The following is a 14,811-nucleotide window of genomic DNA, read 5'->3' on the forward strand; positions in this document are numbered from 1 at the left end:
GTAGCTGTGAACCGGCTCCCGGTGCCGCCTCGCCGCGTCGTTTTGCAGCCGTTCGGCCGCAGTCCTCTGGAAGAGATCTATGAAAAGCGCAGAAATCCGTGAAGCCTTCCTCCGCTTCTTCGAAGAGAAGGGCCACACTCGCGTGGCCTCCAGTTCGCTGATTCCCGCGAACGATCCGACACTGCTGTTTACCAACGCCGGCATGAATCAGTTCAAAGACTGCTTTCTCGGGCTGGAAAAGCGCGCCTATACCCGTGCCACCACCAGCCAGAAATGCGTACGCGCCGGCGGCAAGCACAACGACCTGGAGAACGTCGGCTATACCGCACGCCATCACACCTTCTTCGAGATGCTCGGCAACTTCAGTTTTGGCGACTATTTCAAGCGCGACGCGATCACCTTCGCCTGGGAGTTTTTGACTTCCGATAAATGGCTGAGCCTGCCGAAAGAAAAGCTCTGGGTCACCGTCTACGCCAGCGATGACGAAGCCTATGACATCTGGACAAAAGAGGTCGGCGTGCCGGCCGAGCGCATGGTTCGCATCGGTGATAACAAGGGCGCGCCGTACGCGTCTGACAACTTCTGGGCAATGGGTGATACCGGACCCTGCGGTCCCTGTACCGAGATCTTCTTCGACCATGGCGATCATATCTGGGGTGGCCCGCCGGGTTCGCCAGAAGAAGACGGCGACCGTTACATCGAGATCTGGAATAACGTCTTCATGCAGTTCAATCGCACCGCAGATGGCGTGATGCATCCGCTGCCGGCGCCGAGTGTCGACACCGGTATGGGCCTGGAGCGCATCAGTGCGGTGCTGCAACACGTCAACTCGAACTACGAGATCGACCTTTTCCAAAGCTTGCTGAATGCCGCCGCTCAGGCCATCGGTTGCGGCAGCAACGAGGGTCAGGCTTCGCTCAAGGTGGTTGCTGACCACATCCGCTCTTGTGGTTTCCTGATTGCCGACGGCGTGACGCCATCCAATGAAGGGCGCGGTTATGTGCTTCGCCGCATCGTTCGCCGCGCCTGCCGCCATGGCAACAAACTCGGCGCCAAGGGCAGCTTCTTTCACAAGATCGTCGCCGCGCTGGTGGCTGAGATGGGCGATGCTTTCTCCGAGCTGAAAACCCAGCAGGCGCACATAGAGCGCGTGCTGAAAACTGAAGAGGAGCAGTTCGCCAAGACACTGGAGCAAGGTCTGAGGATCCTCGAGCAGGATCTGGCCGATCTTCAGGGAAGCGTGATTCCTGGGGAAGTGATATTCAAGCTGTATGACACCTACGGTTTTCCGATGGATCTGACCGGCGACATCGCTCGTGAGCGTGAACTGACGCTGGACGAAGAAGGGTTCGAACGCGAGATGCAGGCGCAGCGTGAGCGGGCGCGTTCGGCCAGTGCCTTTGGCCTGGACTACAACAGCTTGGTCAAGGTCGAGGGCGAAACGCGTTTCACGGGTTACCTCGGTACATCCGGCAGCGGTAAGGTGCTAGCGCTGTTCAAGGAAGGCATGGCGGTGCAGAGCCTGTCGGCGGGCGAGGAGGGCGTGGTCGTGCTCGACCAGACGCCGTTCTACGCCGAGTCAGGTGGGCAGGTGGGCGATTGCGGATACCTCTCGGCGGACGGTCTGCGCTTCGATGTGCGTGACACCAGCAAGGCCGGCGGTGCGTTCCTGCACCACGGCATTCTGGACAGTGGCAGCTTGCAGGTCGGTGCGACCGTCGAAGCTACGGTCGACGCATCAGTACGTCAGTCCACTGCGCTGAACCACTCTGCGACTCACCTCCTGCATGCGGCACTGCGTCAGATTCTCGGTGAGCATGTCAGTCAGAAAGGGTCATTGGTCGACAGCCAGCGGCTACGCTTCGACTTCAGCCATTTCGAGGCGATTAAGCCTGAACAGTTGAAGGTCCTGGAAGACAAGGTCAATGCCGAAATTCGCGGCAACACGGCAGTGGAGATCGAGGAAACCGACATCGAAACTGCTAAGAGCAAAGGCGCTATGGCCCTGTTTGGCGAAAAGTATGGGGACCAGGTGCGCGTATTGACCATGGGAGGCGGCTTCTCAGTCGAGCTGTGCGGCGGAACTCACGTCAAGCGTACTGGAGACATCGGTCTGTTCAAGATCATCAGCGAAGGTGGTGTGGCTGCGGGTGTGCGACGTATTGAGGCAGTTACTGGCGAGCAGGCGCTGGCCTATCTGAACACGGCGGAAGAGCAGCTGAAAGAGGCAGCATCGCTGGTCAAAGGCTCTCGTGACAATGTGCTGGACAAGCTGGGCGCCATTCTCGAGCGCAATCGGCAGTTGGAAAAGGAACTCGAGCAGCTCAAGGCCAAAGCGGCCAGTGCTACCGGCAATGACCTGGCCAGTTCCGCCGTCGAGGTCAAGGGCGTCAAAACCCTGGCCGCGCGCGTGGATGGCCTGGATGGCAAGGCGCTGCTGGCATTGGTCGATCAACTGAAGAACAAGCTTGGCAGCGGCGTCATTCTGCTCGGTGGCGTGCAGGATGAAAAAGTCGTACTGGTCGCTGGTGTCACGCAGGATCTCACCGGCCGTTTGAAGGCCGGCGATCTGATGAGACAGGCTGCTGCGGTTGTTGGTGGCAAAGGTGGTGGTCGCCCGGATATGGCTCAAGGCGGTGGGAGCGACGCGAATCGCCTCGACGAAGCATTAGCCATTGCCGCGGCGTTCGTCGAGCAGGGCGTGTAGCAGCAGCGTGTCAGGTTGGGTTGGTCGCGATGGGCTGTTTGTCTGGTGACCACCTCGGTCAGCGGCTGGTCCGGTTGCTGTCCGTAGGCACTTTGCGGTGCTGGGTTGATTGTTTAATAAGCGCCCTTGACGGGCTTAGGCGGCGATGAGATGGCTTTGATCGTACAGAAGTTTGGAGGTACCTCGGTGGGCTCCGTCGAGCGCATCGAGCAAGTGGCGGCGAAGGTCAAAAAATTCCGTGATAACGGAGACGACATTGTCGTGGTGGTCTCGGCCATGAGCGGTGAAACCAACCGGCTGATCGATCTTGCCAAACAGATCAGCGAACAGCCGGTCGCCCGCGAGTTGGACGTGATGGTGTCGACGGGCGAGCAGGTCACTATCGCTCTGCTCGCGATGGCGCTGATGAAGATTGGCGTTCCAGCGGTGTCCTATACGGGTGCCCAGGTCCGCATCCTGACCGACAGCGCCCATACCAAAGCACGCATCCTGCAGATCGATTCGCAGCAGATTCATAAGGAGCTCAAGGCCGGGCGAGTCGTCGTAGTGGCCGGATTCCAGGGCGTGGATGAAGCCGGCAATATCACCACGCTTGGTCGTGGCGGTTCAGACACTACCGGTGTGGCTCTCGCCGCAGCGTTGAAGGCAGACGAGTGCCAGATCTATACCGATGTCGATGGGGTTTACACGACCGATCCTCGCGTCGTTGCCAAGGCGCAGCGCCTGGACAAGATTACCTTTGAAGAAATGCTTGAGATGGCAAGTCTCGGGTCGAAAGTGTTACAGATTCGCGCCGTGGAATTCGCAGGTAAATACAGCGTTCCGTTGCGCGTGTTGCATAGTTTTCAAGAGGGTCCAGGAACCCTCATTACCCTTGATGAAGAGGAATCCATGGAACAGCCCATCATTTCCGGCATCGCTTTCAATCGTGATGAAGCCAAGCTGACCATTCGTGGTGTGCCGGATACCCCCGGGGTGGCCTTCAAGATCCTTGGCCCGGTCAGTGCGGCCAATGTCGAGGTGGACATGATCGTGCAGAACGTCGCGCACGATAACACCACGGATTTCACCTTCACTGTCCACCGGAACGATTACCATAACGCGCTGCAAGTGCTGGAAGGTATCGCCCGTGACATGGGCGCTCGCGAAGTCATTGGTGATATCGACATCGCCAAGGTATCGATTGTCGGCGTAGGTATGCGCTCTCATGCGGGCGTCGCGAGTCGGATGTTTGAGGCGCTGGCGAAGGAGAACATCAACATACAGATGATCTCTACCTCTGAAATCAAGGTCTCGGTAGTGATTGAGGAAAAATACCTGGAATTGGCGGTACGGGCATTGCACACCGCATTCGAGCTGGATGCTCCCGCTGGCAAGGGGGAATGACGCGCTGACTGCGGACTGATTCGAGCCTTCCGTCGTTTTCGCCGGGGGTAAAGGAACTTTAGAGTCGTTGTTACTGGTCAATAGCTGGTGAAAGGCTCTAGGTCGATGTTTCACGGAACATTATCCGTCTTTATCTTTGCAGACTGTTTACTGAATTGAATCCGTTTTAAGGAGAAAGGAATGCTGATTCTGACTCGCCGGGTCGGAGAGACCCTGATGGTGGGTGACGATGTGACTGTCACTGTACTGGGTGTCAAAGGAAATCAAGTGCGTATAGGAGTGAATGCACCCAAAGAGGTAGCGGTGCATCGCGAGGAGATTTATCAACGGATCCAGAAAGAAAAAGATCAAGAACCAAGCCATTAATATTTATGTGATTTTTGGCTTTGCAAGCGGGGCGAAGATGGGTATCATGCGCCCCGTGTTGCGGAGAGGTGGCCGAGTGGCCGAAGGCGCTCCCCTGCTAAGGGAGTACATCTCAAAAGGGTGTCGGGGGTTCGAATCCCCCCCTCTCCGCCATTTTGCATGATTGGGTTGTGGGTCGGTTTTAGCGGTGCGGTTTGATAAAAAACATTGAACCAAAAAGCTTGACCACCGAGTTCACAAACTTATAATGCGCACCCTCAGTGCACTCATAGCTCAGCTGGATAGAGTACTCGGCTACGAACCGAGCGGTCGGAGGTTCGAATCCTCCTGAGTGCACCATATTGTCGGATCTCAGAAATGTGGTTCGTGCTGTAGCCAGCGGTGACCTGGTTTATCAATCGCTTTTGCACTCATAGCTCAGCTGGATAGAGTACTCGGCTACGAACCGAGCGGTCGGAGGTTCGAATCCTCCTGAGTGCACCAAATCGGAAAAGGGTCTGCAGCGATGCAGACCCTTTTTTCGTTTGTGACGTTAGCGTTTCCCTCGAACGCAGCCGTTTTCATCGAAGGTGACGGTGCGTGTCCTGCCCTTAGCGTTGCTGTAGCGGTACTGCATCTGGCCATTGCGAGTGGCCACTGTGTCGGGTGTGCCGAAGGTGCTCTCGATATCGGTGCGGGTCATGCCGGGATGAATCTGCTTTTTGATCAGCGCATCTCGCCTTGCGCTCCCGGTTATGCGGTTTCCGCACCCATCATCCTGTGCGCCTACAACGGTAAGGCTTCGCGCCGACTCTTCCTTAGGCGTCTTGCGTCGCCCTTTAGATTTGGCCAGAGGTACGGCTTTGCCGGAGCTGGGTGTAGGATTCGCTGCCTCCTGAATCTGCGCGGTCTGATCGATCGGGCATCCCTGCCGAGTAAACGTGAGGTTCCCTGCGGCGTCACTGCAGCGATAGATGCTTGCAGCAAACGTTGGCGCGGTGGAGAGGAGAAGGGCGCAGCAGCTTCCTGCGATAAGTTTGTTCATAGTCGTCCTCCTTGACGATGGGTCGAACTAGCCTAGCCAAATACAGCCTGGCTCGCAGCGGTGCCTTTCCGCAACGTGAATGCGTCCACATTGATAGCGCGATCCTTCGGTGGCGACGCGCAAGCGATTGTATTGCCTGTATTTCGCGGTCGTGCATCACGGTTGCGGTGGTATTATTGCGCGGTCCGCCCGTTTGGGCTTCTGGATCCGCCTCATGGATTTGCCCAGTAGTCGTATAAAACCCTCGCTTGCCAATCACGTTTTGAATGATTGATCCCCTGGCGTGCTCCAACCGCTGGGGGTGGAGTGCGCCATGACTGAAGTTGAAGCAAAAAAGCCGCAGGAAAGTCTCCAGGATCGTCTGGCGCAGGTCGTCGAGTTGCTCCACCGGCACAGGATCGTCGAGGATCTGGCGCATCGTCAGAGTCAGGAAGGGCAGCATCAGGATCTTGTCGAAAACCTTGTGCATCGCCAGAACCTCGTCGAACTGCAGCGCAAATTGGAGGCGCTGCACCCCGCTGACATCGCTCACATCCTCGAAGCCTTGCCCCTTGATGACCGCCTAACGGTCTGGCAGCTGGTCAAGTCTGATCGCGATGGCGATATCTTGCTCGAGGTTTCCGACGCGGTCCGCGAGACGCTGATCGCCGACATGGACGATCACGAGCTTCTCGCTGCTGCCAAGGAAATGGACGCGGACGAACTGGCGGACCTGGCGGCCGAGTTGCCGCGAGACGTCGTTCACGAGCTAATGGAAACGCTGGATGCGCAACAGCGTGAGCGTGTCCGCTCGGCGCTGTCTTACGAGGAGGATCAGGTTGGCGCTCTGATGGACTTCGAAATGGTCACGATCCGCGAGGACGTGAGTCTGGAAGTCGTGCTTCGCTACCTGCGGCGGCTGAAGGAGCTGCCCGGTCATACCGATAAGCTCTTCGTTGTGGATTACGACGGCGTGCTCAAGGGCGTTCTACCCATCAAGCGATTGCTGGTCAATGATCCGGAGCGGCATGTGGCCGAGGTGATGGCCAGTGATCCAGTGACATTTCATCCGGATGAGGATGCGTATGAGGCGGCCCAGGCATTCGAGCGCTACGACTTGGTTTCGACCCCGGTAGTAGACAAAAGCGGCAAGCTTATCGGGCGCCTGACCATTGACGAGATGGTTGACCTGATCCGTGAGGAGAGCGAAAGCGAAGTGCTCAACATGGCGGGTCTGCGCGAAGAAGAAGACATCTTCGCCTCGGTCTGGAAATCGCTGCGTAACCGTTGGGCCTGGCTGGCAGTCAATCTCATCACGGCCTTTGTTGCCTCGCGTGTGATCGGCCTATTCGATGGCTCGATCGAGAAGCTAGTTGCATTGGCTGCGCTGATGCCAATAGTCGCTGGCATTGGCGGCAATTCAGGCAATCAGACCATTACCATGATTGTTCGGGCAATGGCCCTGGACCAGATGGGTACCGGCAACAGTGCTCGCTTGCTGCGCAAGGAGGCTGGTGTTGGGATGCTGAATGGCTTGATATGGGGTGGGGTTATCGGTGTCGTGGTCTACTGGCTGTACGGCAGCTGGTCGTTGGGTGTGGTGATGACTGCGGCGATGACGCTCAATCTTTTGCTGGCGGCCTTGATGGGCGTGCTGATTCCGGTGACTTTGGCGCGAATGGGGCGAGACCCGGCGCTGGGTGCCAGTGTCATGATTACTGCCGTTACCGACAGTGGCGGTTTCTTTATTTTTCTCGGGCTCGCAACAATTTTTCTCCTCTGACTCGTTCCGCCTGCGTCGACTTGGCGTTTGCCTTGCGCCTGTTGTTCGGGCTACTGTTCTGAGGTTTCGCACTAGCGAAGGCCCAAACTCGAAGCGAATAACAGGCGGCTCGAGCCGCTGATAGAAAGGGAATCCCGATGACCCCCAGCGAACTCCTCCTAGAAGGCGTCGAACTTATGCTGTTCGGCTTAGGTTCCGTTTTTGTCTTTCTCGTGTTGTTGATTGCTTGCATTCGCCTGATGTCTGTTGTGATCGGCCGCTTCGACAGTGCGCCCACCGCTCAGTTGGCTTCCAGCGAACCCGCCGTGGCTGAAGTGGATGCCGATCTCATTACGGCAGTCCAGACCGCTATCCATCAGCACCGCGCTCGTCGTGGTTGATTCAGAACAGGGAGTTCCCTTCATGACATCTGTCAAACAGCCGCTCGGCATTACCGATGTGGTGCTTCGTGATGCGCATCAATCCATTCTGGCTACCCGCGTTCGCCTTGAAGACATGCTACCGATTGCCGGCAAGCTCGATCAGGTTGGCTTCTGGTCGGTCGAGTCTTGGGGCGGGGCAACCTTTGATTCTTGCATTCGTTATCTGGGCGAAGATCCCTGGGAGCGCATCCGCGAACTGAAGAAGGCGATGCCCAACACTCGGCAGCAAATGCTGCTGCGTGGCCAGAACCTGCTGGGCTATCGGCATTACGCCGACGATGTGGTTGAAAAGTTCGTCGAGCGAGCTGCGGCTAACGGCGTCGATGTGTTCCGTGTGTTCGATGCGATGAACGATCCACGCAACCTGGAAACCGCTCTGCGCGCGGTCAAGCTGCATGGCAAGCATGCGCAAGGTACCATTTCCTACACCACCAGCCCGGTGCATACCCTGGGGATGTGGGTCGACCTGGCCAAGCAGATCGAGGACATGGGTGCCGACTCGGTGGCGATCAAGGACATGGCCGGCATTCTCACGCCGTATATGGCCTATGAGCTGGTTTCGCGCTTGAAGGCAAGCCTGTCCATTCCAATCCATATGCAGTGTCACGCTACGGCGGGCCTATCCACAGCTTCCATTCTCAAAGCGGTCGAGGCGGGCATCGACAATGTCGATACAGCCATTTCCTCTCTCTCGATGACCTATGGGCATTCGCCAACCGAGTCGGTGGTGGCGATTTTCCAGGGCACCGAGCGTGATACCGGGCTCGATCTGCTGCTGCTGGAAGAGATCGCTGCGTACTTCCGCGAGGTGCGCAAGAAGTACGTAAAATTCGAAGGCACGCTCAAGGGCGTCGACTCGCGCATCCTTGTGGCTCAAGTGCCGGGTGGCATGCTGACCAATATGGAAGGCCAATTAAAAGAGCAGGGCGCACTCGACAAGTTCGATGAGGTGCTCGCCGAGATTCCTCGCGTTCGTGAAGATCTCGGGTTCATTCCGTTGGTAACGCCGACCTCGCAAATCGTCGGTACCCAGGCGGTCATCAACGTGCTCACCGGCGAGCGCTTCAAATCTATTACCAAGGAAACCGCAGGCATCCTCAAGGGCGAGTACGGAGCAGCACCAGCCCCGTTCAATGTCGAACTGCAGCAGCGCGTCCTCGACGGTGCAGACGTCATCACCTGCCGCCCGGCTGACCTGCTGCAGCCGGAAATGGAGAAGCTTACGGCCGAGCTGAAGGGGTTGGCGCAGGAAAAAGGCATCAAGCTGGCCGAGAACGAGATTGATGACGTCCTCACCTATGCGTTGTTTCCTCAGATCGGCCTTAAGTTCCTTGAAAACCGAGGCAATGCCTCTGCTTTCGAACCGGTGCCGACCGGCAAGGAGCAAGCGCCACGGGAGGCGGGCGTACCCGAGGTCTACACCGTCGAAGTCAACGGCAAATCCTTCGTCGTTCAGGTCAATGAAGGCGGCGACATCGAGGGCATCAAGGCTATTGGCAGTGGCTCGGCCGTCCCGTCGACAGTCGCTAGCGGTCCGGCGTCTGGTACAGGCGAACCTCAACCGGCTCCGTTAGCTGGCAATATCTTCAAGGTTCTCGTGCAGCCCGGTCAGCTGGTTCAGGAAGGAGATCTGGTGATCATCCTCGAAGCCATGAAGATGGAAACTGAAATCCGTGCGTTCAAAGCCGGTACCGTTTCAGGTGTGAACGTCAAGGTCGGCGACGCGGTGTCGGTGGGCGATAGCCTGCTGACCATCGCTTAAGGAGCGCTGCATGGATAAGTTGCTCAAGCTGTGGCACAGCACTGGTCTCTATCATATAGAGCCCGGTCAGCTGCTGATGATCGTGGTGTGTCTGGGGCTGATCTATCTGGCGATTCGCAAGGGGTTTGAACCCTTGCTGCTGATCCCAATCGGATTTGGCGGCGTGCTTGCCAATATTCCCGTCGCCAACATGGCCGAGGGTGCCGGCATCCTCCATCTGTTCTATGAAGTGGGTCTGCCTACCAGTGTATTTCCGTTGTTGATATTCATGGGCGTCGGCGCCATGACAGACTTCGGTCCAATGCTGGCTAACCCCAAGACTCTACTGCTCGGTGCGGCAGCGCAATTCGGTATCTTCGCCACCTTGCTTGGTGCCTTGTCGCTGGCTGCAATGGGGGTTCCGGGGATGGAATTCACACTGCGTGAGGCTGCTTCGATTGCGATTATTGGCGGTGCAGACGGCCCCACCTCAATCTTCGTTACGGCAAAGCTCGCGCCGCATCTGCTGGGGCCGATCGCTGTTGCGGCCTACTCTTATATGGCGCTGGTTCCGTTGATTCAGCCGCCCATCATGCGAGCGCTGACGACCAAGGAAGAACGCGCCATTGTCATGACGCAGCTGCGCCATGTCGGTCAGGCAGAAAAGATCGTCTTTCCGCTCATGCTTGCTCTGATGGTGGGTTTGCTACTGCCGGATGCCGCGCCGCTAGTAGGCATGTTCGCCTTTGGTAACCTGTTGCGCGAGTGCGGGGTCGTGGATCGTCTGGCCGACACCTCACGTAACGCGCTGATAAACATCGTGACCATCGCGTTGGGGCTGACTGTTGGCTCCAAGCTGTCCGCCGAAGCCTTCCTGCAGATGAAAACCCTTGGGATCTTGCTGCTTGGAATGGTGGCTTTCTGTGGCGGTACGGCGGCGGGCGTGCTGATGGCCAAGGTCATGAACATGTTCAGCGCGAACAAGATCAACCCGCTGATTGGGTCGGCCGGCGTTTCGGCAGTGCCAATGGCAGCGAGGGTATCGAACAAGGTCGGGCTTGAGGCGAATCCTCAGAACTTCCTGCTGATGCATGCCATGGGCCCGAACGTAGCTGGGGTGATTGGCTCAGCTGTTGCGGCGGGCGTTCTGCTTAGCTTTGTAGGCTAGCGCCACTGCTGATGCGCGGCGTGGGAAAGAGGCACGAGAAAATGCCTACGCTGATAAAGGCGTAGGCATTTTCGTTTCATGCTGCTGGTAAATCCAGCCTATCGCCAAGTGGTAACAGTGAGTCTTACCAAATGAAAACCGCCCTGTCGTGCTGTCAGGGCGGTTTGCGTTATTCGTCAGTACTGAGCGGATTCAATCTTCTTCTTTCGCAGCTTCGGCATCCTGCGCGATAAGGGCGATCAGTGCGTTTTGCTGGCGGTGGGCCAGCTGGCGAAAGCGTTGCAGCAGTTCGCGCTCGTGCAGCGACAGTTCCGGGCTGTCCAGGCGCATTGCGGAATCGTCATCAAGCGCACCTTCCTGAAGAAGGCTTTGCTCTAGCCGAGCAATGATCTCGGAGTTCATGCTTCGATGATGGTTCCGGGCAACCTCTGCAATGCGCTCTCGCATTCCGTCCGGGAGCCGAACCACGAATTTGTCAGCCGTGCGGCTGGAGTAAACTGCCTGCTTCATTGGGCGCATATTAAACCGGTTAGTCAGGTGGGCGATGGTGGCTTATTGCCGTTCTAGTCACCGGTCTGACACCAAACAGCAGATGCTGTTCCACGACCTGCGAAAAAGATGCTGGACAACTTAATGACGCCAATTATACGGCGACAAAAGTTGGAGTAAAGACTCTGTGGTGGCCAATAGCCTTTATTGTGATCCAGCGCTTATCTCGTATGCGTGGTTCGTCTAGCGCAGCACTGGATCGAATTTGATTCGCCGACCTAGCAGCAGCGTAATCGTAAACAGCACCGCGAATACCACTGTGCCGCCTGTGACAAGCGTATCCCAGAACTCAGAAAGGGTTGAGCCGATACTCAGGGCGCCGCACAGCATGCCGAGCGCAAGGAATAGATATCCGTAAATAGACATTTTGATCTCCGATAAAGCCTGCATGCAGCCATCTTGGTCTAGAAAATCCAGCGCTGCGCCTGAGCGGGCTTGCTTTGGGCGTTGCTGCTAATGGTGCTCGCCCGCACAGAAAGCCTAGGTGTGGTCACCTGGGAGGGGTCCGATACTGTCTTCAGAAGGTCCGTTGTCGGCATGGTCTCAAGCAGCGGAATTGCGACAGCGGCCAAAAGGGCGGTACTGAGCAGGTAGGCTGGGCGTAGCATCGGCGTCTCCTTCGCGTTACGGTCAGGTAATTAAGCACCTCTCATGCCAACAGATAGTTGGTAAATAATCGTTATATATCAATGTGTTAACCTTTCTTTTCAAATTTGCTCAGTGCGCTTTGCAAGATTGCCGCTTCTCGGTCATGCAAAATGCAATAGGTGGTGTGTGTTGTCATGGCCAACCATTGGGCATTGCTGCTTTATAAATGCGCGGGCATGACAAACGAGCCAATGCTCGCTAACATGCTGCCGCCCGCGTGTCCCAGTAGCTCAATTGGATAGAGCATCCCCCTCCTAAGGGGAAGGTTGTGAGTTCGAACCTCGCCTGGGACACCATATAATCCGGGGCTTGCAGCGTATCTCCTTACTAGCTTCCGCTCTCCATACCAGCAGCATACCAGCAGCTAACGCGACGCTCCTACAGGCCAAGCTGACTAACGATGACGGCTGGATCTGTCCCCCGCTGCAGGGCTCGTCGAACGTCCCTGGTAATCTGGTCGATAGCCTCGTTCTCTAGCTTCTCTGCCAATCGACACGCCTTTTTCACGATTAGAACCGCGAGTTCAGTCGGAATCTTGGTGGTTTCTTGCTCTGGTCGGCCGTAAGCGATAGTCATGGGTTTCTCCGGTTATCGTTTGGTGCGGCCGAACTTACGGGCAGCTATAGCCAGCTGGCGGAGTCCGTCAGACGGCCCTTCTATAGTGACTGGCTCGCCACCGCCGAAGCTGATGTCGATGCTCCCCATATGCGAAGCACTGGTGTCCAGACGGTCGCGACCGTGCCGACCATTCCGCCGTCAGCAAAGCGCGGGATGGGCAGCCCTTTGTTTATCCAATCCAGGTTCGGTAACCCCAGCTTGCGTACTGCAGCCGCCCGAATGACGTACTCGCCATTGGAGAGCAGCGCCGGGATGCTATCGCTGGTTCCGGTGCCGGGGCCTCGGATGTAGCCGCCAGTGGCGAACTGGGGCAAATCCGGTACGTCGCTGCTTACTGATGCGCCCTGGCCTGTAACGCTAACCGGTATTGTCAGACGCTTTTTCAAATCTGCAGCCAGCGCGTCCACCATTTGCTTGATCGCTGCGTCGTCAGCGTCCGAATACTCGAACCCGACCTTCACCTTTGGCACGTTCTCGATCTTGCTCTTGAGCGAGTCGATGCTGCTGCCAATCTGTTCAATGCTCGCCTGAGCCTGCTTCTGCTGCAGATCGTTCGCAGCCAAGGCGATCTCTTGAAGCTCCTGCTTAATGCCCACGAAACCATAGGTATTCACGCCTGATGCTTCCAGCTCTTCGAGAATCGAAAGTGCTTGCCTGGCCTGCGTAAGGGCTCGCTCGCCGTCCTGCCCACCGAGAGCCTGTTTCGCTCCCACTTTCAGGTCCATCGCACCGCTGAAAGTCGGGTCCCCAGCAGCACCGGAGCGCGTCTTGGCGATTGAGCTGGAAAACTCTTCCTCAATCTTCAGGCGGTCGGCCTTAAGTCGCTCCATTGCAGTGTTGGCCGATTTCTGAGCCTTCTCTTCGGCTGCCAGGTTGCTCCGCAGATCTTTAAGGCTTTGGCCTTTCAGGGTCGCCATTCGGGCGTTATGCGCTTGCTCCTCGGCAGAGATCTCCTGATTGATACCTTTTCGTTCGTCGAGCCGGTCACGCAGCGCCTGGATCTGCCGACGCGTTTGGCGCTCTTCAGCATCAATCGATTCCTCGGTGACGCCGCGCATTTGCAACGCCATTTTTTCGAACCAATTACCGTTCTGAAGCTTCTTCCGCTGGTTGTTGAGCTCGCGCAGATTGTTGATCTGCAGCGAGATAGCAGTGTTGAGGCCGCCGATCGTTTGCTTCTCTTCCCTGAAGTGATCGGCGAACTCTCCGCTCGAAACCTTCGCCATTGCCGAGGCCAGATCATTCATGGCCTGGGTCGCCTTCTGGGAGGCCCCGGTCATCTTGTCGAACGCGCCGACCATCTCGACGGCGGAGTTTGATAGCTGCTGACCGGAAGCGCCGAACGTTTCGCCCATCTCGGCCGCTTCTCGGGTCAGCTTCGGCAGCTGGTCAAGCAGCGCACCCGATACAACCTCTGCCGTGAGCTCACCGGCTCCCGCCATTTCTCGGAGCTTGCCAACCGGAACGCCTATCGAATCCGCTAGTGCCTGCATCAGACGCGGCGCCGCCTCGGCCACGCTGTTGAACTCCTCACCTCGGAACGCGCCGGCACCGAGAGCCTGGGAGAACTGGGTGATTGCGCTTTCAGACTCAGCAGCCGATGCACCCGAGATGCGCAGCGCCTTCGTCATCGCCTCGGTGATCTTCGCAACGTCGTCCTGGCTGCGTCCGGCTTCGCGGAGCACTGGAGTCAGGCGGGCATAAAGCTGCGTCACCGCGGTCAGAGAGGCCCCGTTCTCGTTGGCTATGCGCCGCACGTCTTCCAGCGCCTTGTTGAACTCTTGCTGTGAGTCGGTGGCAAGCTTCAGACGGGCCTGAAGCTGGTTGCTTTCATCGGCTAGCCTGGCGTAGCCCTTGGCTGCCCCAACGACGGCGGCACCGGACAGCAGCGCGACCAGTGCCTTGCCGTTCGCAGCCATCCGCTTGTTCATCGTCTCAAGCTGGGTGTTTACCTCGTCGAATGCCTTCTTCGAGTTGTTTTTACCGTCGATGACCAGCTGGGTTTTGATCGTGCTCATTGGATTGAGCCTCCGAGCTCATCGATGTGGAGCTGCTTGGCCATTTGGAGGGCTCTTTTCCAAGCCTCAGGCTCACGGGCTAGGGCTTTCTCAATCTCATGCCGTGAGCGGGCAACGTCGGCAGGGTCCATGTAAGGGGCGCGCTCTTCTAGCTCAATCAAGGCGGCACGCAGGATCTCGTCGAGCGTGGCTTCATCAGTAGGGTCAAGGTAATCAATGGTCATGGTCGTTTCCGTCGTTGGTGACCAGGCGCAGCGGCTCACCGAGCCCGACGCGCTGGACGATTCGTAGGGAGAGAGGGTCGCCGGCTTCGGCGTCGGCAAGGATCTCGGCGGCTAGCGCGTACAGGTTTGCCCGCCACTCGATTGCGCGTCGGGCTTCGGCGATCTGCTCTTTCGTCAT

The 14,811-nt window shown here is 57.5% G+C and carries 13 protein-coding genes and 4 tRNA genes; 11 read left to right on the forward strand and 6 right to left on the reverse strand.

What is annotated here, in order from left to right:
- Positions 1–79: 79 nt before the first annotated feature.
- The 6 genes from alaS to ACIGHL_RS02265 all read left to right on the forward strand — a co-directional run bounded on the left by alaS (position 80) and on the right by ACIGHL_RS02265 (position 4,942).
- Positions 80–2,707, forward strand: a complete 2,628-nt coding sequence (alaS, locus tag ACIGHL_RS02240; protein WP_128119170.1) for an alanine--tRNA ligase — start codon at positions 80–82, stop codon at positions 2,705–2,707.
- Positions 2,708–2,857: 150 nt separating this feature from the next.
- A complete protein-coding gene (locus ACIGHL_RS02245; protein WP_128119171.1) occupies positions 2,858–4,093 on the forward strand; it encodes an aspartate kinase in 1,236 nt (411 codons plus the stop codon).
- Between the two features lie 180 nt (positions 4,094–4,273).
- Complete coding sequence (csrA, locus tag ACIGHL_RS02250) at positions 4,274–4,459, forward strand: carbon storage regulator CsrA (protein ID WP_003283978.1); 186 nt, start codon at positions 4,274–4,276, stop codon at positions 4,457–4,459.
- A gap of 62 nt (positions 4,460–4,521) precedes the next feature.
- A tRNA-Ser gene (locus ACIGHL_RS02255) sits at positions 4,522–4,612 on the forward strand.
- Between the two features lie 109 nt (positions 4,613–4,721).
- A tRNA-Arg gene (locus ACIGHL_RS02260) sits at positions 4,722–4,798 on the forward strand.
- 67 nt (positions 4,799–4,865) lie between these two features.
- Positions 4,866–4,942 (forward strand) — tRNA-Arg (locus tag ACIGHL_RS02265).
- Positions 4,943–4,991: 49 nt separating this feature from the next.
- Here ACIGHL_RS02265 and ACIGHL_RS02270 read toward each other — a convergent pair.
- Entirely contained in the window at positions 4,992–5,483 is a 492-nt protein-coding gene (locus ACIGHL_RS02270; RefSeq protein ID WP_128119172.1) for a DUF4124 domain-containing protein, read from the reverse strand.
- A gap of 313 nt (positions 5,484–5,796) precedes the next feature.
- Between ACIGHL_RS02270 and mgtE the strand changes: the two genes are divergently transcribed.
- From mgtE to ACIGHL_RS02290, 4 genes are all read left to right on the forward strand, one after another.
- A complete protein-coding gene (gene mgtE / locus ACIGHL_RS02275) occupies positions 5,797–7,245 on the forward strand; it encodes a magnesium transporter (RefSeq protein ID WP_045425986.1) in 1,449 nt (482 codons plus the stop codon).
- Positions 7,246–7,382: 137 nt separating this feature from the next.
- Positions 7,383–7,625 (forward strand): OadG family protein, encoded by a 243-nt coding sequence (locus ACIGHL_RS02280; protein ID WP_128119173.1) that lies wholly within the window; start codon positions 7,383–7,385, stop codon positions 7,623–7,625.
- Between the two features lie 22 nt (positions 7,626–7,647).
- Positions 7,648–9,429 carry a sodium-extruding oxaloacetate decarboxylase subunit alpha gene (gene oadA, locus ACIGHL_RS02285; RefSeq protein WP_216706774.1) on the forward strand — a complete coding sequence of 594 codons (1,782 nt, stop codon included), beginning with the start codon at positions 7,648–7,650 and terminating at the stop codon, positions 9,427–9,429.
- Between the two features lie 10 nt (positions 9,430–9,439).
- On the forward strand, positions 9,440–10,576 hold the full coding sequence (locus ACIGHL_RS02290) for a sodium ion-translocating decarboxylase subunit beta (protein ID WP_127839611.1): 1,137 nt from the start codon (positions 9,440–9,442) through the stop codon (positions 10,574–10,576).
- Positions 10,577–10,768: 192 nt separating this feature from the next.
- Here ACIGHL_RS02290 and ACIGHL_RS02295 read toward each other — a convergent pair whose 3' ends face one another.
- Positions 10,769–11,095 carry an Arc family DNA-binding protein gene (locus tag ACIGHL_RS02295; RefSeq protein ID WP_045425999.1) on the reverse strand — a complete coding sequence of 109 codons (327 nt, stop codon included), beginning with the start codon at positions 11,093–11,095 and terminating at the stop codon, positions 10,769–10,771.
- Between the two features lie 213 nt (positions 11,096–11,308).
- Complete coding sequence (locus ACIGHL_RS02300; RefSeq protein WP_128119174.1) at positions 11,309–11,491, reverse strand: PA3371 family protein; 183 nt, start codon at positions 11,489–11,491, stop codon at positions 11,309–11,311.
- A gap of 501 nt (positions 11,492–11,992) precedes the next feature.
- Between ACIGHL_RS02300 and ACIGHL_RS02305 the strand changes: the two genes are divergently transcribed.
- Positions 11,993–12,069 (forward strand) — tRNA-Arg (locus ACIGHL_RS02305).
- A 360-nt stretch (positions 12,070–12,429) separates the two neighbouring features.
- On the opposite strand, the gene ACIGHL_RS02310 is transcribed toward ACIGHL_RS02305, so the two are convergent.
- Genes ACIGHL_RS02310 through ACIGHL_RS02320 form a run of 3 tightly spaced genes read right to left on the reverse strand, consistent with a single transcriptional unit; the run spans position 12,430 to position 14,811 of the window.
- Positions 12,430–14,409 carry a tape measure protein gene (locus ACIGHL_RS02310; RefSeq protein WP_216706775.1) on the reverse strand — a complete coding sequence of 660 codons (1,980 nt, stop codon included), beginning with the start codon at positions 14,407–14,409 and terminating at the stop codon, positions 12,430–12,432.
- Positions 14,406–14,633, reverse strand: coding sequence for a hypothetical protein (locus tag ACIGHL_RS02315; RefSeq protein WP_128119177.1), 228 nt, complete (start codon positions 14,631–14,633; stop codon positions 14,406–14,408). The genes ACIGHL_RS02310 and ACIGHL_RS02315 overlap by 4 nt, the downstream gene beginning before the upstream one ends.
- Complete coding sequence (locus ACIGHL_RS02320) at positions 14,623–14,811, reverse strand: hypothetical protein (RefSeq protein ID WP_128119178.1); 189 nt, start codon at positions 14,809–14,811, stop codon at positions 14,623–14,625. Before ACIGHL_RS02320 ends, ACIGHL_RS02315 begins: the two co-directional genes overlap by 11 nt.

Source organism: Pseudomonas sp. NPDC077451, from assembly GCF_044543345.1.
Taxonomy (GTDB): domain Bacteria; phylum Pseudomonadota; class Gammaproteobacteria; order Pseudomonadales; family Pseudomonadaceae; genus Stutzerimonas.